The sequence below is a fragment of the Synergistota bacterium genome, from assembly GCA_021159885.1.
Taxonomy (GTDB): domain Bacteria; phylum Synergistota; class GBS-1; order GBS-1; family GBS-1; genus AUK310.
In genome coordinates, this window is sequence record JAGHDO010000061.1 from 1 (window position 1) to 18,011 (window position 18,011).

An 18,011-nucleotide genomic window follows, 5' to 3' on the forward strand; every position below is an offset into this window, starting at 1 on the left:
AATTTTGAGTAATCTTTAAAGGGATTTACACCATCTTTTATGACCTCAACGCGATCAAGAACCTCTTTGTACTTTCCGTTCTCATATCCTCTCAAGAGAACGTGGTATTTTCCCCCTGCCTTAAGTATATTTTCGAGTCTTCCTTCTGGAATCGGCTGAACTAAAAATACCTCATTTTCTGCTCCGGTCCTTTCGTTTATCTTTTGAAGCATCCAATCGAAGAACGCTCTTATGAAATTCCCTTCTCCAAACTGTAAAACCGTTATCATTTTTCTCACCTCCTTGCGCTTAAGCCGAGCGCTCTTAAGTGTTTTTCTATGTGCTCGGCTACAAGATTATGATATTCGCTTTCGTATCTTCTTAATAGGCCTATGAACTTTTCTCTTATCTCGCTTTCGGGTTTAAGGACAAACATATATGAGACGTGTAGTATCTGACGGGCGTTTTCATTCTCGAATAGGTCTAATGGGTCTTTATGTTCCAGGATATTCTGGGGATCCGCTGATAGGGAATAGAATCTTCTTGCTTCATTGAGCCTTTCGATGCTCGTTTCCCAGATCTTATTGAAAAGTTTTTTGTCCTTAATTCCCACAAGCTTTATGGCTTGAAGATAGCTTGTTCCAGAAGTCTTTATATGAAAATTACCTTTGGTTATCCTTCCTATTGATGGAAATATTGAGAACTTGTCGCTTCCTGAGTGAATAGAAAGTCTGTATCCGAAAAAGGAAGCTATTTGGTGGTGAATGGCGAGAGCTTTTTCGAACTCCTTTATATTTCCCTTAAAGTCTACACCCTTTTCGAAAGTGCCAGGAAATCTTGGTGCTAAGGTATCGATCCTCACGCCTCTCGATAGGAGACTTTTGCCTATAAGGAAATGAGCTTTCGGGTGCGTAGGGAAGGGAGTTTCATCTATCGAGAGCTCAAGGGAGAGCCTATTCTGAAGATGAGAGATTTTCTCCCAGACCTTGAGAGTTTTTTCAATGACTCCTGCATATGTTTTGGCCACTTTTAAGGTTTCTTCCTCCGTATAGTGTATATTTACTCGGTTTATCCGAAAGCTCCTGCCGGAAAACTCTCTGATGAGCGCTTCTTCTAACCCTGAGGTCTTATTTATCTCGTCTGAACAATCGAGCGTTAGAATCGTTATCCCTGCTTCTAATGCTTCCTCTATATCGCTTTCGCTTTTAAGATGATCACCATCAAATCCGAAACTGCTATCATATTTGGTTCTTTTAATCGCTTTCATTACATCGTTTATTACTTCCTTAAAGCTCCTTCCTGTAAAGCCCAGCTCTCTTATACTCTGTTGAGCAAATACTGGGAAAAGCTTAGCGTCCTTTACCGCTTTTATGTGTCCCTCTGTGGCTAAGCCAATTCTATCCCCGAGTCCGATGGAGGCTCCCTTCATGGGTAGTTTCCTAAGCAAGGTCATTACCTCCTTAAACTTTTTTCATTATTTCTGACCTGATATACTTTTCGAAAGCGTACGCTGCCGCTCCCACCGCTGTAATTTCCTCTCTCATCGGAAAAAGCTTTACCAGAGTATCTTTGCTGGCGTAAAAGGTATTCTCTTTGTAGAATTCAAAGAACGTATCCTTTATAAACTCCCAGCTTTCGGAGACTCCTCCAGCTATATATACCACCGTTGGATTGAGAATGTTTACGAGATTTCCTATAGCTATTCCAAGATATTTACCAGCTCTTTGAAAAGCTTTGATCGCGTTTTCATCTCCTCCTTTTGCCAATTCGTAGATATACTCTGAATTGAATTTCTCCAGCACCTCTGTTCCCGAAAGCTCCTCATAGTTTTTGACTATTGCTGCGGATGAGGCTTCCGTTTCAAGGCATCCTATTTTACCGCAGTTGCACTTTCTTCCATTGGGGTTTACGAGGAGATGCCCTACCTCTGGTGCAACAAAATTTTTACCTCTATAGATTTTCCCCTCATGAACGAATGCGGCACCGACTCCTAAACCAAGGTTTATCATAACGAAATTTTCATTTGGTGAGGGATTTAGAAACATCTTAGCTCTCGCCATTATGGCAACGTTATGATCTATGAAAGTAGGTATTCCAAATTTCTCCTCCACTATTTGAGTTATGTTTGCGGATTTGAGGTTCAGGTTGTGCGATCTAATAACGATCTTTTTCTCCGGATCGACATGTCCTGGGAAAGCCATACCGATGCCCGTTATCTTAAAATCGGAAACTATTCTTAGGATATTTTCGGTTATCTGTTTTATTAGCTTTTCACCTCTTTGCGTTTTTAGGCGCCTTAGGGTGAGTATCTCGCTTCTTCCATTACAAACCGCTACTCTTGAAAATGCGGAACCGACGTCATATCCTATAAATAGAAATCTATCATAGTTTATATCGAGCAATATACCCTTTTTGCCAACCCTGTTTGTTTTTTCTGCACCCAGCTCTATTAAAATTCCCTTGTCTATCAAAACGCTTGTTATATAACTGACCGTTGAGGGAGTGAGTCCTGTGATGCGAGAAAGCTCTGCTCGTGTAAGGGGACCCTTTTCTCTGATGCAATTGAAGAGCAAGTTCGCATTTCCTCTTTTTAGGAAGGATAGAGAATATTTACGCACCGTTATGCCCCCTTTCAAATTTATTCGTTCATACTATAAATATAATAGCACTTCAGGTTTCCTTGTCAATCGCCTTTACTTGTTTTATTTAATTATCGATAATATAATTGAGAAGAGAAGGTTGTGGAGGAAGGTGGCTAAGGGTTTGAGTGGTTGCCATGCTGTCTTCCGGAGGTGCTGGCGAAACCAGCCCCGCAGGTTATGAAGTGAGCCTGAGGGGCTTTGTATTAGTAGGGGGTGAGCTTTCTCCTGATGAAGAAGGGTTTTACTCTCGTTGAGTTATTGGTGGTTATTGCGATAATAGGGATTTTAGCAGTAGTCATAGCTCCTAACGCTTTTAAAGCTATCTTAAAAAGCAAGGTAGCTCGCGTTGAGGAGGATTTGAACGCCATTAAAGCGGCTGCATATATGTATTATGCTGATACCGGTAAGTTTCCTCCGGATGATGATTGCTATACCGTTCACGGGGTTCCTTATCATGGTATAGATTTTCTCGAGAATAAGGCAGGGGTTGAGGGTTGGGATGGCCCGTATCTTGAGAAGTGGGGAATAAATCCGTTTTGCGTTAGAAATCCGGTTAATAGGGAATCCGGATATCAGTGGGAGGGAACATGGGTTCCGTCTTCCTATCCATATCCGACGGGAGAACATGGTTATGATTTTGGTAACGGTTATGAACCCTGCATAGAGATAGGGATACTTGATCTCGATCTTTCAGGGAGAAAATGGGTGCAGCAGCTTTTGGATAAACATCTCGATGATGGAGATCCAAACACTGGTGGTTTTCAAGTTAGAGATCCGGGAAATAATCCGAGCACAAGCTGGAGATGGTCTTACTACAGAGTTACAATAGAATAAATTTCTGGTAAAATAGTATTTAAAGAAGGAGGTGAAGTAAGGTGAGAGGAAGAAGGGCTTTTACGCTGGTTGAGCTTCTTGTGGTTATTGCGATAATAGGTATATTAGCTGCTATAATTGCGCCCAACGCCTTTAAGGCTATCGAAAAGGCAAAGATAGCTCGCTGTGAGGCGGATCTCCATGCCATTAAGAGCGCTTGCTTAGCATACTATACGGATGTTGGAAGTTGGCCTGATAGTCTTGACAAGCTTATGAACGATACTGCAACGGGATGGGATGGTCCCTATCTTGAAAAAGAGGTAAGAAATAGCCCGTGGGGACCTTACGATCTTACCACGGTTACCCCGAGCGGGTTATACACTGCTATTACCTTCTCGGTATATGTAAGTGCGGATCAGGTGCCTGATAAGGCGGCTCAGAAAATCGATAAGGATCTCGATGGCGTGGCTGATCCTGCAAGTGGAGCAGTTCAGTATGATGATACCACTGCACCATATAAGGTTTATTATGGTATAGGTCAGCAATAAAGGGAGCAGGAAAGGGGGGAGCGATCCCCCCTCTTCCTTTTTATTGAGGAGGTAAGGTTTAGGGTGAGAAGAAATGCTTTCACATTAGTTGAGTTATTGGTGGTTATTGCGATAATAGGTATCCTGGCTGCGGTTATACTGCCCAATGCCTTTAAAGCTGTTGAGAAAGCCAAAGTTGCTCGGGAAATTGAGGATCTTAAGACGATAGGGAAAGCTTCCCTGCTTTATTATGCTGATATAGGAGAGTTTCCTGGAACTAAGGGGCATCCTCCGGGTGAGACCGACTGGTGGGGAAATGATCCTGGTTTTTGCAGAAAGCCCGCTAACGATTGGGTGGTTGAAAGCGGTTATAATCCTTATCCCCACTGTGACTTTTCGAGATGGGATGGTCCTTATATGGAGAAATGGGTGAGACATGATGGGTGGGGATATGTGAGCGGAAGCAATGGGTGGGGATGCTATAACTGGAATAGGTGGGAAAATTATGCGGGACATAGACTCGTTGGAATGGTTACGGTTGAAGATTATGGACGGATTCCGAGGAAATCCCTCGAGGCTATAGATAGAATATTAGATGATGGTGATCTCTCAACAGGGGAGGTCTTTTATCAAGAAAGCGGGGCTCCTAATACTGGGTATCAGAATGGCAACGGATACCTTCAAGTTGTGGTTTCACGCATCGATTAGCTTTCTCAGTCTCTCAGCGGTAGTTTTTATTGCCTCTTCCGGCGATGGAATAGGGAGAATCTCAAGCCCCAGAAAACCTGTGTAGTTGATTTCCCTGAGGGTTTCTATTATTTCTTCCCAGGGAAGATGTCCCATGCCTGGGGCAAGTCTGTTGTTTTCCCCTAAATGGATATAGCCTATCTTTTCTCCTGCTCTTTTTAAAGCCTCGCTTATGTTTCTTTCCTCTATGTTCATATGGAATGTATCTGGAAGTATCTTCAAATACTCTGAGTCCCAGTTTTTTATAAAATCGAGTGCTTGGTCTAAGCGGTTAAATATATCCGTTTCATATCTGTTTAACGGTTCTATGAGAAGAATAACTTTTCTTCTCTCAGCGTATGGTAGTAGTTCGTCTATGGCTTGCTTTAGCATTCTAAGAGCGCTTCTTCTGTTTACCCATCTCGAGGTAGTACCACATATCTTTCCGAGAACTATCCCCGCTCCCCAATTTGACGCAAGATGGATAAATCTTTTTAATCTCTCTATTGCAGCTACTCTTATTTCATGCTCAAGAACCGTAAGATAAAGACCATCTTCATATGCGACTCTTCCCGTAGCTATCGCTACCACCTTTATTTTGAGCTTTTGGCATAGCTCGTTTATTCTCTCGACGGGAACCTCTTCGGGCGATCTCACCGCTATCTCAAGTCCGTCAAAGCCAAAGCTTTTGGCTTTCGGCAAAACCTCTTCCGGCGATCCCTCTAAAAGTACCGCCGGGAAAGTGGAAAGGGAAAAAGAAACGTTAAGGGCTAATCTCATCTCTCCTCCCACCTCTCACAAGAACAAGAAATAACCTGGTCTCTTTTGGTTTTATCCCTGTAAACTGTTATACCCTTGCATCCCTTCTCCCAGGCGAGGATAAATATATCCTTTACCTTCTCAACTCCTGTATTTTCTTTAAGGTTTATCGTTTTTGATACCGAAGCATCAACATATCTTTGAGCAGCTGCCTGAACGAGTATGTGAACCTCGGGCTCTATCTCCAGAGCGGTTTTTATGTATTTTCTCTCGTCCTTTTTAATCTCTCTTAAGATCGGATCTGTGATCTTCAATGTTTTATGTTCTCCATTTATCTCTATTCTCCTTGAATAAGTTGTGGCGAATATGGGCTCTATTCCAGAGGATGTTTCCGCTATCATGGAGATGGTTCCCGTTGGGGCTATTGTTAAAACCCTCGAATTCAACGTTCCTCGCGCGGTCTCCTCTTCAAGCTTTTCCCAGTTCAATTTCATCTCTTTCCAAAAATCCAGTACATCTTTATTCTTTTCCTCCCTCCAGGCAATGGGAAGCATTCCCTTCATCGCATATATTGATCTATCAAACCAGTTGAAAACACCCATTTCTCTCGCAAGGGCATTAGAATAAGAGCGAGCTTCATAGTATATAAAGGAAATCATCTTCTTTATAAGACTTACCGCCTCCTCTGAGTCATAGCTTATTTTCAGCTTTAGAAGGGCATGTGCGAATCCCATTATTCCCAATCCTATAGGTCTTGCGGATTTTGCATATAGGTTTATTTCTGAGAGGGGGTAAAAGCTCATGTCTATGACTGCATTTAGCGCTCTTACTGCTGTTTTCACCGTCTTTCGAAGCTCATGCCATTCAATCTCTCCTTGAGAACAAAACTTTGCTATGTCTATAGAGCCTAAGTTGCATGATCCCCAAGGATGTAGTGGTTCCTCACCACATGGATTTGTTGCTTCTATCCTTGAAATTCCTGGTAAATCATTAAAGAGATTTATTCTATCTATAAAGATCATACCTGGGTCTCCCGTTTCCCAAGCATGCCTTGCGATTTCATTGAGTATCTCGTCTGCTCCAACTACGCTCCAGATCCTGCCATTTCTCGGATTTATAAGCTTCCAGCCTTCTTGATTTAAAGCAGCTTTCATAAATTCTGAGTTTACCTTGACCGAAAGATTGAAATTTCTAAAGCTTCTGGTTTCTTTCTTGATCCTAATGAAATTTATAATGTCGGGATGATTCACGTTAAGGAGCCCCATATTGGCTCCTCGTCTTCTATAGCCAGATTTTATAACTTCTGTGTTTAAATCAAAAAGTCTCATGAACTCTATTGGCCCTGAGGCAGCTCCCTCTACTTCCTTAACGCTGTCACCAGCCGGTCTTAAAGGGGAGAAATCTATTCCCGCTCCTCCCCCCGTCTTAAATATCAGTCCTTGTGCCTGAAGGGCTCTATAGATTTCTTCTAAACTGTCTCCTATTGGGATGACAAAGCATGCAGAGCCGGATTCTCCAACGATTCTACTTCTATAAATTTCCTCATAGTCTTTAAGTGAAGGGTTTTTCTTATATAAGAGCTCGGGTTTTCTTTTAAGAAAAGCCCCTATTCCCGCATTGAAGAGCAAAGGAGAATTTGCTATAAAGAGTTTATTTCTGAAGATTTCAAAGTATCTTTCCTCCCAAGCTTGAGCTTCTCGCTCATTTTTAGCTCTTAGGGCTTCAGCGGTTGCAAGCCAACGAGCTACTCTACGCGATAGCTCCTCATAACTTTTCTCTGATGGGAGATAGTATCTCTTTCCCTTGAGTATGAACTCACTTAAGCTGAAGCTCATTCCAAATCCTCCTCAGCTCCTTAGGATTCATGTATCTTTCAAGGGCTAATCTGTTTGGATATATATATCTTCCCTTAAGCCAGGCAATTCTTTCCCTCCCAAGCGGTGATGCATTGAAATAGTTTTCTGATGAGAGCACCAGCCAGTCCCTCATAGAAATATAGATGAAGCGGAGCCATGGTGTGAGATTTCTCTTGGATAAAGCGAGGACCTCTCCAGTTTCAAGCCCCACTAAGATCGCGTTTGGCAGATTTATCACCATTTTAGCTATTCCATTTAAGTCGTGGTAGAGTACAGGTCTGTTTCGCCTTATCGAGTAAAGCCATAGAGTCCCATCTTTCTTAATGATTATGATCCTACCATTATTAGCCCTTATTATTCTATCTATATCACTCATTTTTCTGAAGAAGATTCTTTTTCCTCCATCTTCATATGTGCTGAAGCCATTCTCTCCCCATATAATAAGCTTACTATCAAAGAACAGCGCTCCTTTTACTCTTCCTGTATTCTCATCTTCTATTTCGCTTTCCTCTTCGCTTTGGAGGTCTAAAATGATTAGACCATAGTCATATGGAGGAATTAAAGCGAGCTTGCTTCCCTCCTCATCTATGAAAGCTTTACTGTACTCTATATCAATATCCTTTGCGATTCTGCTCCCAAGTCTATAGACTATTATGCCACCTTTTCTTAATATTACAAGGGATTTAGGAATCTTTGATATGAAAAATTTCTTTCCTTCCAAGTTTAGTATCTTCTCTTTTGTTTTTAAGTCGTAAACCCCCATGTTGGTTATCAAAACGTTCTCTTCAGGAAAGATTTTGACCCACGCGGGGGGTTTTTCCAATCTTATCTTGTCTTCCTTCCACTTAAGGTATGGTGCTTTCCAGATAAAGGGCTCGTTTCCTTCTACTATCTTGCCATTGGTTCTTAGAATGCGGCTTTCTCCCTTCTTGAGATCGTAGCATAAATACCCATCTTTTATTTTGAGATAGATTTTATCTCCGATAATTTTCGATCTCCCCCGATAGAAGAACTCTGGTAGGAACTCCCTTAGATTCCACACAAGGGCGAAGTCTCGCCCTGCTTCTGCGAGTCTATCCCCAGCGATGGTAATCCTTTCGGGTACGGGAATGTTTGAAACTTTTAAGCTAAATCGGCCTTCGATTTCTATGTTTTTCTTGCTCCAGATCAGGATGCCTTTACTGGTTAACTTTATCTTCTTTCCTTTTATATCTTCGATCTCTCTATCGAGAAGGTATTTTCCATCTTTTAGCTTATAGAGGTATCCTCCTTCTCTCGATATTAGCAAAATCTCATCGCCTTTTACGAGTACTTTTTGTATCTTTTTTCTCGCCTTTAGCGTATGAAGCTTGGATAAATCTCCCAAGTTTAGTATCGTTAGTTTTCTTCTCTTTATGATGAAGGCTTTTCCATTGTAAAGCAATGGTTTACCTTTAATCTCTCCTATTTCAGATATCATGTTACCGGTTTTTGTATCATAGGATACTATCTCCCCGCTGGAGAGAAGGACGAAAAGAGCACTTTCATCTTGAGAGAAACTCATACTCTTAACAAAGTCTGGAAGACCGTCGATTGTGGAAATTTGCACCTTATTTTTTGTATCAAAAATGCTGATCCTGTCCTCGGATGGAGTATAGGCGATAAGCTTTCCACTTTCGCTTATCGCTACTGGACCTGTTCTCTCAAGCTCGAGCGAAAGCTTCCAATCAGCTATTTCTTGCCTTTCCCATATCTCAATTCTGTTTCTTCTGATAATAAGAAGCTTTCTCTCGCTTAAGAAGGATATCTCCTCTATTTCCGTTCTTACGGGGGAAAAGAGCCTTCCATCAAGATATCGAGGCTTTAAAGATCTCACTTCCAGGTAGTTTCCCATATGGGATGTTGCAAGCAAGTTACCCTCAGGGGATAAATCCGCGTGAATTATCGAATGGAGGGGATATTGAACGAGCAAGCGGAGAGCCAGCGTTAGGGCAAGCGCTATTCCCAGCATATCAGCTTAGCCCCCTCTCTATCAGCTTGATTCCAGCTATTGCTATTCCGAGTGATAATAATCTCATCAGGGTTTTTCCCCTGAATTTCCCTGATATTCTTGCTCCTATCTGACTTCCGAGAATGACGCCCGCTCCCAGAGGCACTCCTATAGAAAGATACTTAAAACCTCCCGTTATAAACGCGTGAGTGATCGCTCCGGTGAGGGAGGAAAAGAAGAGGACGAAAAGGCTCGTTGCCACCGCTTGGTGAGCTTCCATTCCATATAGTCTGTTTAATGCTGGCACGAGGACTATCCCTCCCCCTATTCCAAGGAGGCTTGAAAGCGTTCCAGTGATTGCTCCAACGAGGGCGAGCTTTATCAGGTTTATTCCCTCAACCTTGCTTTTGGGTGCTCTTGCAGTTGGTTTCAACATGAGCAAGATAGAAAGAATTACGAGAAGAATTCCGAATGCGAAGGAAAATGGTTTTATAGATATATATTTCGTCAGTATCGAGCCAATTATCATAACGGGGATCTGAAAAGCGGTTATGATTCCGCCGATTTTGAGATCTACCTTTTTAAGTCTTATATAGGCGGTGGTTGCTGAAAGTGAGCTTACTGCTATTATGCTTAGGGAAATGGCTGTTATTCTTTCGGGCGAGAGCTTCTCATATAGGCATATTAAGGCAGGAACGATTAAGAAGCCTCCTCCCAGACCTACCAGTGCTCCATAGCCTCCGGCTATGAAACCGGTTATTAATAAGAGAAAAAAGCTCAAAATCTCAGCTCCTTCGTTGGATTTCCTTAGAATAAAATTATAGCACACCTATCTCTTTCTTGTTGAATCAAGAGAAAGATGATATACTATTATAACAATTCAATTCAAGAGGAAAGGAGAGAAGGAGAGATGAGAGTGCTTGATGAGCTTGAGAAGAGAGTCGTTGGAGAGCTTAAGAAAATTAAGGACCCTGAAACCGGTAGCGATATAGTTTCAATGGGGTTCGTTTACGGAATAACCATTGAAGAAAACAGCGTTGAGGTCTGGGTGAATTTCTCTCGTGGTATGCCCGGTTGCTTCTTTTGCAAGGTTATCGCTTGGAACCTGATAGAGAGAATATCTAAGGATATAGTAAAGGGATTGAGTGATGCCGGTTTCAGAAGGGTCAGGGTCCTGGAGTCTGCGAATCCTGAGCTCGTTTATAGGGAGGAGGGATTTTAAGGAGGGAATCTCTATGGCTGCATCGCGGGTTTATTTCATGGACATGAGAGCTACCGCAGAGGAAAACGCCATCAAAAAGTTTGAGAGATTGCTTAAGACTGCGCGAATAGGAAACATGGAGTTTTCAGGTAGAACTGTGGCTTTAAAGATTCACTTCGGTGAGCCGGGAAACTTAGCCTATATAAAACCCAATTACGTGGCTAAACTCGTGAGGTTTCTCAAGGGCTTAGGGGCTAAGCCGTTTTTGACGGATACCAATACGCTCTATAGAGGAAAAAGGTCTAATGCTATAGATCATCTTGATGTTGCGATGAGAAATGGTTTTAATCCTATAGTAGTGGAATGTAATGTGATAATAGCCGATGGCCTATGGGGATTTGACTATAGGGAGGTAGAAGTAAACTTGAAGCACTTCGATGTAGCAAAGATAGCTTCAGCTATAGCGGAGGCTGATGTTCTTATATCTCTCGCTCATTTTAAGGGACATGAGCTTACGGGATTCGGTGGAGCTATTAAGAATCTTGGAATGGGGTGTGCTTCAAGGGAAGGAAAGCTTAGGATGCACTCTACCTCCAAGCCGAAGATGGAGAAGGAGAAGTGCGTCTCCTGTGGTGAGTGTATAAGAAACTGTAATTATGGGGCTATAAGATTTGATTCAGACGGAAAGGCTACAATAAATTATGATCTATGTGTTGGATGTGGACAGTGTGTAGTGGTATGTCCTTCTGGCGCTGTGCAAATAGTGTGGGAAACGAGTATTGAGACGTGTGAGCGCATTGTGGAGTATGCTTACGCAGTTTTAAAGGATAAACCTGCTTTTCACATCAATTTCGTTATGAACGTTTCGCCTTACTGTGATTGTTGGCATTATAATGATGCTCCTATAGTACCGGATATAGGGATTCTCGCTTCGTTTGATCCGGTTGCCTTAGATAAGGCATCGGTGGATCTCGTTAATAATGCGCCCCTGAATCCGTATGGTCCTCTTGGAGATCGCGAGATCTCTCCAGGCGAGGATAAGTTTTCCATCCTGCATCCAAAGACGAGTTGGAAAGCGATGTTGGACTATGCGGAAGAAATAGGTTTGGGCACCCAAAAATATGAGCTAATAAAGATATAAATTTGCGGTAAGGGTATTGACAGCATGAGGATTCATATGATATTTTATAGGAAACCTTGATATGGAGGCGCTGTATAGGAAGATGTTTAGTTCGTTAGCTCATCTCCCAGGAGTTTGTTTGAAGCGGAACAAGCGTTCTAAGAAACCCGGTCTTCCGGTCGGGGGAGGTGAGCTTATCGCTTCGGCTTTAAGCTGAAGCGCCTCCTTATAGAGGAGTAGGGTTTTAAGCCCGCTCACCTTCCCAAAGGTGAGCGGGCTTTTTATATCTTTCTCAAAGGAGGGTGATGGTGTTGGGGAAGTGTGTGTATGGATGGTTTATACGAGATTGAGAGTCGAGGAAAAGATGCTTATCAAGGCTTTTGAAGAGGAGGGCATTCCTCTTAATCTGATTCATGAGAGTAAGATCCTCTTTCCCCTCGCTAATGGTGAAGCTTTCCCTTTAACTTCCCCGGGAGTGGTTTTAAACCGCGTTATATCAAGCTCACATGCCTTCTATGTATCCCGCGCTTTAGAAAGCAGAGGTTTTAAGGTTATCAGCTCCTCTAAGTCCATATCAAGTTGTGCAGATAAGGTATTAACGAGCCTTATCTTGAGTGAGAACGGTATACCCGTTCCGCGTACCTATCTGGCTTTTTCTCCTGAGTCGGCGCTTGAGGCGATAGAGAGGGTTGGCTATCCTGCGGTTTTAAAGCCGGTAAATGGCTCTTGGGGCAGGCTTTTAGCCAAGGTCAACGATAGAGATGCCGCCGAGGCGGTTCTCGAGCACAAGTATACGCTTGGAAACGGGGTTCAGAGGATATTTTACATCCAGGAGTATGTTAAAAAACCGGGTAGAGATATAAGAAGCTTCATTGTTGGGAGAAAGTGTGTTGCTGCTATATATAGAATCTCTCCACACTGGATAACTAATACGGCTCGAGGTGGAGAGGCTCGTAATTGTCCTCTGACTCCTGAGCTTATCGAGCTTTCCGAGAAATCCGCTCAAGCGGTAGACGGTGAAATAGTAGCCCTCGATATATTTGAGACGCCTCAAGGGGATCTTCTCGTTAATGAGATAAATCACTCTCCCGAGTTCAGGAACAGTATCACTCCTACAGGCGTGAATATCCCGGGAGAGATAGTGAGGTATATAAAAGGACTCCTTTCGGGAGGTGAGGTGAATTGATTAAGGTAAACTGTCCGGAGTGTGAAGCGGAGATAACGCTTGAGAATCCTGAAATGGGTGAAATAGTAGTTTGCCCAGATTGTGGTGTGGAGCTTGAGGTAGTCAGCACTGATCCGGTGAGGCTCGATCTCGCTCCTGAGGTCGAGGAGGATTGGGGGGAATAGCCTTGGGACGGATTGTAAAAGGGTTCTTATCATTTACTCAATTCTCAGGGAGGAGGAGAGAATCATAGAGCGTGCATTAAGAAGAAGGGGGATTTACGTTTCTCTTCTACAGGGCAACAGAGCTTTCTGGCAGCTTGGAGATAACGAGCCTGATGTTGATCTTGTCATAAATAGGGTTCTGAGTGGATCTCAGGCGGAGTATATTTCCTTTTTGCTTGAGGAAAGGGGATTGAAGGTAATCAATTCCTTTAAGGCCACCGTTATCTCCAACAATAAAGCATTGACCACCGAGCTACTTTCACGAGAAGGTATACCTGTTCCGCGTACCTATCTGGCTTTTTCTCCTGAGTCGGCGCTTGGGGCGATAGAGAGGGTTGGCTATCCTGCGGTTTTAAAGCCGGTAAATGGCTCTTGGGGCAGGCTTTTAGCCAAGGTCAACGATAGAGATGCCGCCGAGGCGATCGTATACCATAGGTGGAACCTCGGCGGCTCAGGAACCAAGGTCTTTTATATTCAGGAGTATGTTGAAAAACCGGGTAGAGATATAAGGGTCTTGGTTATGGGTGGGAAGGTGAGATACTCGGTTTACAGGAATTCGCATCATTGGATAACTAATACCGCTCGTGGGGCGAGAGCCCAGCTTTGTCCCTTGAGCGATGAGGTGAAAGCGCTTTCAGAAAGGGTGGCTCAGATTTTGGGAGGGGACTTTATTGCCATAGATCTTTTCGAGAGCGATGGTGGGATTCTGGTGAATGAGGTAAATTCCACGCCCGAATTTTATCGCTCCTCGCGAGAGGTTGGTATAGATGTGGGTGAGATATTCGCGGAATTTGTGGAGGAGGTGCTCTCGTGAAGAGGGTTGTAGTTTTTGGTGGCAGAGGCTATACCGGAGGGGAGCTCTTGAGGCTGATAGCGCTACACGACGGATTTGAGCTTGAGGCTGTCGCTTCGAGGAGCGCGGTGGGAGAGCCTATATGGAGGTATCATCCCCATCTTCGTTCTCTTTTAAGAATGAATTTCGTAAGCTATGAGGATGCTTTGAGTGAGGATTTCGATGTTGCTTTTATTGCTCTCTCTCATGGCGAGGGGATTGATCTCGTTAAAGATATTCACGAGAGAGGAAAGCTCGTTGTGGATTTGAGTGCGAACTTTCGCTTGAGATCTCCTTCCTTGTACGAGGAATGGTATTCCTTTAGTCATCCGTATCCCGAACTCCTGAGCGAGGCGGTGTATGGGCTTCCCGAGGTTCACAGGGGTGAGCTTCGGGAAGCGAGGATAATCTCTGGCGTTGGATGCAACGCCACTGCAATTATTCTCGCTCTTCTTCCCATCGCTGAGAGGGGGTTAATAGAGCGTTTTCATGCGGATATAAGGGTGGGATCTTCTGCTGCTGGTGCCAAGGTCTATGAGGGGAGCCATCATCCAGAAAGAAGCAGAGCTTTAAGAATATATGCGGTTTATGAGCACAGGCATCTCGCTGAGGTTTTCCAGGAGTTCGGCGTCAGAGGAGAGATAAGGATAACGGCTGTTGAGCTTGTCAGAGGGTTGCAAGCTGTAGTGAGATGTGAGCTTAGGGAGAGAATGAGCGAGCGTGAGGTTTTTAAGATCTACAGGAAGAAGTATAACAATGAGCGCTTTGTTGAGCTCTGCCCGCTTCATCCTGATCACCTTCGCTTCCCGGATCCAAGGTGGGTCTCTGGTAGCAACATGTGCATGGTGGGATTGAAACTTCATGAGGGTGGCAGAATCTTAACCGTAGTTAGCGTTATAGATAACCTCGTGAAAGGAGCGTCAGGAAGCGCGATCCAGTCAGCTAACATAGCTCTTGGCTTTCCTGAGGATATGGGATTGAGAATCGCACCGGTTTATCCGGTTTAAGGGAGGTGCGAGCTTGATGATAGTGATAAAGATAGGAGGAAGCTTAGGCGAAAGCTTTGATAATATATGCGGAGATATAAGGGAACTTTGGGAGGAAGGAAAAAAAATCGTAATAGTGCATGGTGGAGGGGATGCCACTAACGAGCTCTCGAGAAGGCTTGGGGTAAGGGTGGAGAAAGTGGTTTCTCCGTCGGGTTTTGAAAGCAGGAGGACAACGAGAGAGGTTCTCGATGTTTACGTTATGGCTTGCGCGGGTAAAGTTAATAGATTTTTAGTGGCTGCCCTTCAAAGCGTTGGCATTCCTGCCGTTGGCTTAAGCGGAGCTGATGGAAGGCTCGTTGAAGCGGAAAGGAAGATAATAAAAGCCTTAACACCGGATGGGAAGAAAAGAGTGATAAGGGACGATTACTCTGGAAAGATAAAAAGGATAAACGTGGATTTCCTGAGAAAGCTTATGGATTTCGGTTATCTGCCTGTTATCGCTCCGCTTGCTTTTAGCCCTAAGGGAGAGCTTCTTAACGTGGATGGCGATACGCTTGCTTCGAAAATAGCTGTTGAGCTTTCCTCTGAGGCTCTCGTCATACTTTCCGATGTACCCGGTCTTCTTAGAGATCCGCGTGATCTCGGAAGCTTGATAAGGGAAATTCAGGTGGAGAATGGAGAGGTTGCTCTCTCCTATGCGCAGGGAAGAATGAAAAAGAAGGTAAAGGCGCTTTTGGAGGCGGTCGATGATGGAGTGCCCTTTGGAGTTATAGCGCCTGGATATACAGGTAGACCCTTGCTCTTTGCCCTTAGAGGGGGAGGTACGGTATTTAAAAAAGGAGGAAGGAAGTTTGAGGCTGATGAAGCTGGAAGAAGCGTATGGCAGTGGGCTTTATCCCAAGGTGCCTTTGAGGCTGGTTAGAGGCGAGGGAGCACGCGTTTGGGACTCAACCGGCAGGGAGTATATAGACTGTGTTGCAGGACATGGTGTGGGCATAGTGGGGCATTCAAACCCCTATGTTATTGAGGCGGTTTCATCTCAGGTAAGGAAGCTTGTAATCTGCTCTGAGAGCTTTTACAACGAGGAGAGAGCTCTGCTTTATGAGGAGCTTCTTGACCTCTTCGATGGTCGTATGGGAAGCGTCTTTCTATGTAATAGTGGGACGGAAGCGGTAGAAGCTGCGATTAAGTTTGCGAGGCTCATAACGGGAAGAAAAAAGATAGTTGCTTTAAAGAGATCTTTTCACGGTAGAACCTTTGGATCTCTTAGCGCTACTTGGAATCCTAAATATCGAGAGCCGTTTGAGCCACTTGTTCCCATGTTTGCTCATATTGATCCGGAAAACGAGGAGGAGCTCTTTAACGCAGTGGATGAGGACACTGCCGCTCTTATATTCGAGCCGGTTCAGGGGGAGGGAGGGGTTTACCCTCTAAAATCCGAGTTCTTGAAGCTTGCTCAGAAGGTGTGTGAAGAGAGAGGTGCTCTCTTTATAGCAGATGAGATTCAAACTGGCTTTTGCCGTACGGGGAGGTACTTTGCCTTTCAAAGATATGATCTTTCTCCTGATATAGTGTGTTTGGCTAAGGGTATGGGAGGGGGACTTCCTGTAGGAGCGGTCGTAATGAAGAAATCTCTGGGGAAGCTTCCCCCAAAGACTCATGGTTCAACCTTCGGTGGTAATCCGCTCTCCTGCGCAGCTGCGAGAGCGGCTATACGATATATGAAAGATAAGGAGCTTGATAAGAGAGCAGAAAGACTTGGGGAATTGTTTCTTAATGGATTAAGGGAGATAAAATCTCCCGTTATCAGGGAGGTAAGAGGCTTGGGTTTGATGGTGGGCATCGATCTTAAAAGAAGAAGCACCCCATATCTTAAAGCTCTTGCTTCAAAGGGGGTTTTAGCCCTGCAGGCGGGGCCCACAGTTATGCGTTTTCTCCCGCCCCTTGTTATAACCGAAAGGGATATCGAGAGGGTGACATTGGCGGTTAAGGAGGTCCTAAGTTTGGAATGAATCCTGTAGAGCTCTTGTATGAAATGGTTAGGATAAAAAGCTATACAGGAGAGGAAAAAGAGCTTGCTGAGTTCTTGCTGGATATCGTTAATGATCTTAACTTCGATAAGGCATACATAGATGAAGCCGGCAATTTCGTTGCAACTCGAGGTGAGGGAGCAAAGAAAATTTACCTTGTTGGTCATATGGATACGGTTCCGGGTTGGATTGAACCCAGGTTAGAAGGGGATTATATTTATGGAAGAGGCAGTGTGGATGCCAAGGGAGCGCTTGCCGCCTTTATAGTTGCGGTATCGGAGGCAGAGCTTCCACCGGACCTTAAGGTTGTCGTAATTGGAGCAGTTGAAGAGGAAGGCAGTTCGAAAGGAGCGTTCCATCTTCTTGAGAGTCTTGAGACGCCTTCCTATCTTATAGTAGGTGAACCCAGTGGCGCGGATGGGATCACATTAGGGTATAAGGGATCGCTTTTCATCAGGAAAAAGTTCATAAGCGAGGTTTCTCATTCCGCTTCGGGGGAGAAGTCGGCCATTAATAAGGGCTTAGAGACGCTATTTGAAATTAAAACCTTGATTGAGGAAATGAACCTTGGAAGGGAAAGGGCCTGGGAAAGAATAGATATGAGCGTTAGAGAGGTTAACTCAACAAGCGATGGTTTGACCGAGGTTTTTAAAGTCGCTATTTCCTTCAGATTACCTTTATGGATTAAACCGAAAGAGCTTCTTAGAGCTCTCGGGGACGGTTGGAGTTCGTCGTTTATGGCTCCAGCTTATAAAGTGGATAGGTCGACTTTCCTCGTTTCGATATTTAACAGGGCAATAAAAGGTATAGGATTGAAGCCAAAATTTAAGGTTAAAAGCGGGACTTCTGATATGAACGTCCTTGCGCCTGCTTGGAAATGCCCTGCGGTTGCTTATGGACCGGGGGATAGCTCCTTAGATCATACTCCGCGTGAGAGGCTAAGCGTGCGGGAGTATCTGGTCTCGGTAAAGGTCCTCAAGGAGGTTTTGCGCTCCATCCCTCCCACCCTATAAATAGATGTCTGGGTGAGGAAGCGATTTAAAGCGGGGGTTCGCTTCCTCACCCGGGCAAAACTTCCTCTTTTATGTTAAAATCTTTCTGGGTGTTTTTCATCGTGTACAGGGTTTTTCAGGTTGTTGAGGCTTTCGGTGGGGGCGTTTTTCAATCCGTAAGGCAGAT

Annotated in this window: 19 protein-coding genes; 12 read left to right on the plus strand and 7 right to left on the minus strand. The window is 44.2% G+C overall.

The window, feature by feature from the left end:
- The 3 genes from J7M13_05880 to J7M13_05890 all read right to left on the minus strand — a co-directional run.
- Window positions 1-269, minus strand: a 269-nt coding sequence (locus J7M13_05880) for a tagaturonate reductase (GenBank protein ID MCD6363507.1), incomplete at its 3' end; no start/stop codon positions are given.
- A gap of 5 nt (window positions 270-274) precedes the next feature.
- Window positions 275-1,432: a hypothetical protein gene (locus J7M13_05885; GenBank protein MCD6363508.1), complete on the minus strand. Its 1,158-nt coding sequence runs from the start codon at window positions 1,430-1,432 to the stop codon at window positions 275-277.
- A gap of 7 nt (window positions 1,433-1,439) precedes the next feature.
- Window positions 1,440-2,597 carry an ROK family transcriptional regulator gene (locus tag J7M13_05890; protein MCD6363509.1) on the minus strand — a complete coding sequence of 386 codons (1,158 nt, stop codon included), beginning with the start codon at window positions 2,595-2,597 and terminating at the stop codon, window positions 1,440-1,442.
- 252 nt (window positions 2,598-2,849) lie between these two features.
- Between J7M13_05890 and J7M13_05895 the strand changes: the two genes are divergently transcribed.
- The 3 genes from J7M13_05895 (at window position 2,850) to J7M13_05905 (ending at window position 4,669) form a co-directional block, all read left to right on the plus strand.
- Complete coding sequence (locus J7M13_05895) at window positions 2,850-3,455, plus strand: prepilin-type N-terminal cleavage/methylation domain-containing protein (GenBank protein MCD6363510.1); 606 nt, start codon at window positions 2,850-2,852, stop codon at window positions 3,453-3,455.
- Window positions 3,456-3,496: 41 nt separating this feature from the next.
- Complete coding sequence (locus J7M13_05900; protein ID MCD6363511.1) at window positions 3,497-3,982, plus strand: type II secretion system protein GspG; 486 nt, start codon at window positions 3,497-3,499, stop codon at window positions 3,980-3,982.
- 63 nt (window positions 3,983-4,045) lie between these two features.
- On the plus strand, window positions 4,046-4,669 hold the full coding sequence (locus J7M13_05905) for a prepilin-type N-terminal cleavage/methylation domain-containing protein (protein ID MCD6363512.1): 624 nt from the start codon (window positions 4,046-4,048) through the stop codon (window positions 4,667-4,669).
- Here the strand turns inward: J7M13_05905 and J7M13_05910 are convergent.
- Genes J7M13_05910 through J7M13_05925 form a run of 4 tightly spaced genes read right to left on the minus strand, consistent with a single transcriptional unit; the run spans window position 4,655 to window position 10,052 of the window.
- Window positions 4,655-5,467, minus strand: a complete 813-nt coding sequence (locus tag J7M13_05910; GenBank protein MCD6363513.1) for a sugar phosphate isomerase/epimerase — start codon at window positions 5,465-5,467, stop codon at window positions 4,655-4,657. The genes J7M13_05905 and J7M13_05910 overlap by 15 nt on opposite strands.
- On the minus strand, window positions 5,464-7,281 hold the full coding sequence (locus J7M13_05915) for an adenosylcobalamin-dependent ribonucleoside-diphosphate reductase (protein ID MCD6363514.1): 1,818 nt from the start codon (window positions 7,279-7,281) through the stop codon (window positions 5,464-5,466). Before J7M13_05915 ends, J7M13_05910 begins: the two co-directional genes overlap by 4 nt.
- On the minus strand, window positions 7,262-9,292 hold the full coding sequence (locus J7M13_05920; protein MCD6363515.1) for a WD40 repeat domain-containing protein: 2,031 nt from the start codon (window positions 9,290-9,292) through the stop codon (window positions 7,262-7,264). The genes J7M13_05915 and J7M13_05920 overlap by 20 nt, the downstream gene beginning before the upstream one ends.
- A 1-nt stretch (window position 9,293) precedes the next feature.
- Window positions 9,294-10,052, minus strand: coding sequence for a sulfite exporter TauE/SafE family protein (locus J7M13_05925; GenBank protein MCD6363516.1), 759 nt, complete (start codon window positions 10,050-10,052; stop codon window positions 9,294-9,296).
- A 129-nt stretch (window positions 10,053-10,181) separates the two neighbouring features.
- Here J7M13_05925 and J7M13_05930 point away from each other — a divergent pair, with 129 nt between their 5' ends.
- From J7M13_05930 to J7M13_05970, 9 genes are all read left to right on the plus strand, one after another.
- Window positions 10,182-10,493 carry a DUF59 domain-containing protein gene (locus tag J7M13_05930; protein ID MCD6363517.1) on the plus strand — a complete coding sequence of 104 codons (312 nt, stop codon included), beginning with the start codon at window positions 10,182-10,184 and terminating at the stop codon, window positions 10,491-10,493.
- 13 nt (window positions 10,494-10,506) lie between these two features.
- The gene (locus J7M13_05935; protein MCD6363518.1) at window positions 10,507-11,613 is read left to right on the plus strand and encodes a DUF362 domain-containing protein; all 1,107 of its coding nucleotides are present in this window, start codon (window positions 10,507-10,509) and stop codon (window positions 11,611-11,613) included.
- Between the two features lie 298 nt (window positions 11,614-11,911).
- Window positions 11,912-12,778: a lysine biosynthesis protein LysX gene (lysX, locus tag J7M13_05940; protein ID MCD6363519.1), complete on the plus strand. Its 867-nt coding sequence runs from the start codon at window positions 11,912-11,914 to the stop codon at window positions 12,776-12,778.
- On the plus strand, window positions 12,778-12,942 hold the full coding sequence (gene lysW, locus J7M13_05945) for a lysine biosynthesis protein LysW (GenBank protein ID MCD6363520.1): 165 nt from the start codon (window positions 12,778-12,780) through the stop codon (window positions 12,940-12,942). The genes lysX (J7M13_05940) and lysW overlap by 1 nt, the downstream gene beginning before the upstream one ends.
- Window positions 12,905-13,795 (plus strand): lysine biosynthesis protein LysX, encoded by an 891-nt coding sequence (gene lysX, locus J7M13_05950; protein MCD6363521.1) that lies wholly within the window; start codon window positions 12,905-12,907, stop codon window positions 13,793-13,795. The genes lysW and lysX (J7M13_05950) overlap by 38 nt, the downstream gene beginning before the upstream one ends.
- Window positions 13,792-14,820 carry an N-acetyl-gamma-glutamyl-phosphate reductase gene (argC, locus tag J7M13_05955; protein ID MCD6363522.1) on the plus strand — a complete coding sequence of 343 codons (1,029 nt, stop codon included), beginning with the start codon at window positions 13,792-13,794 and terminating at the stop codon, window positions 14,818-14,820. Before lysX (J7M13_05950) ends, argC begins: the two co-directional genes overlap by 4 nt.
- A gap of 16 nt (window positions 14,821-14,836) precedes the next feature.
- Complete coding sequence (locus J7M13_05960; protein ID MCD6363523.1) at window positions 14,837-15,724, plus strand: [LysW]-aminoadipate kinase; 888 nt, start codon at window positions 14,837-14,839, stop codon at window positions 15,722-15,724.
- Window positions 15,663-16,814 (plus strand): acetylornithine/succinylornithine family transaminase, encoded by a 1,152-nt coding sequence (locus tag J7M13_05965; protein ID MCD6363524.1) that lies wholly within the window; start codon window positions 15,663-15,665, stop codon window positions 16,812-16,814. Before J7M13_05960 ends, J7M13_05965 begins: the two co-directional genes overlap by 62 nt.
- Entirely contained in the window at window positions 16,811-17,845 is a 1,035-nt protein-coding gene (locus J7M13_05970; protein MCD6363525.1) for a M20/M25/M40 family metallo-hydrolase, read from the plus strand. Before J7M13_05965 ends, J7M13_05970 begins: the two co-directional genes overlap by 4 nt.
- Window positions 17,846-18,011: the final 166 nt, after the last annotated feature.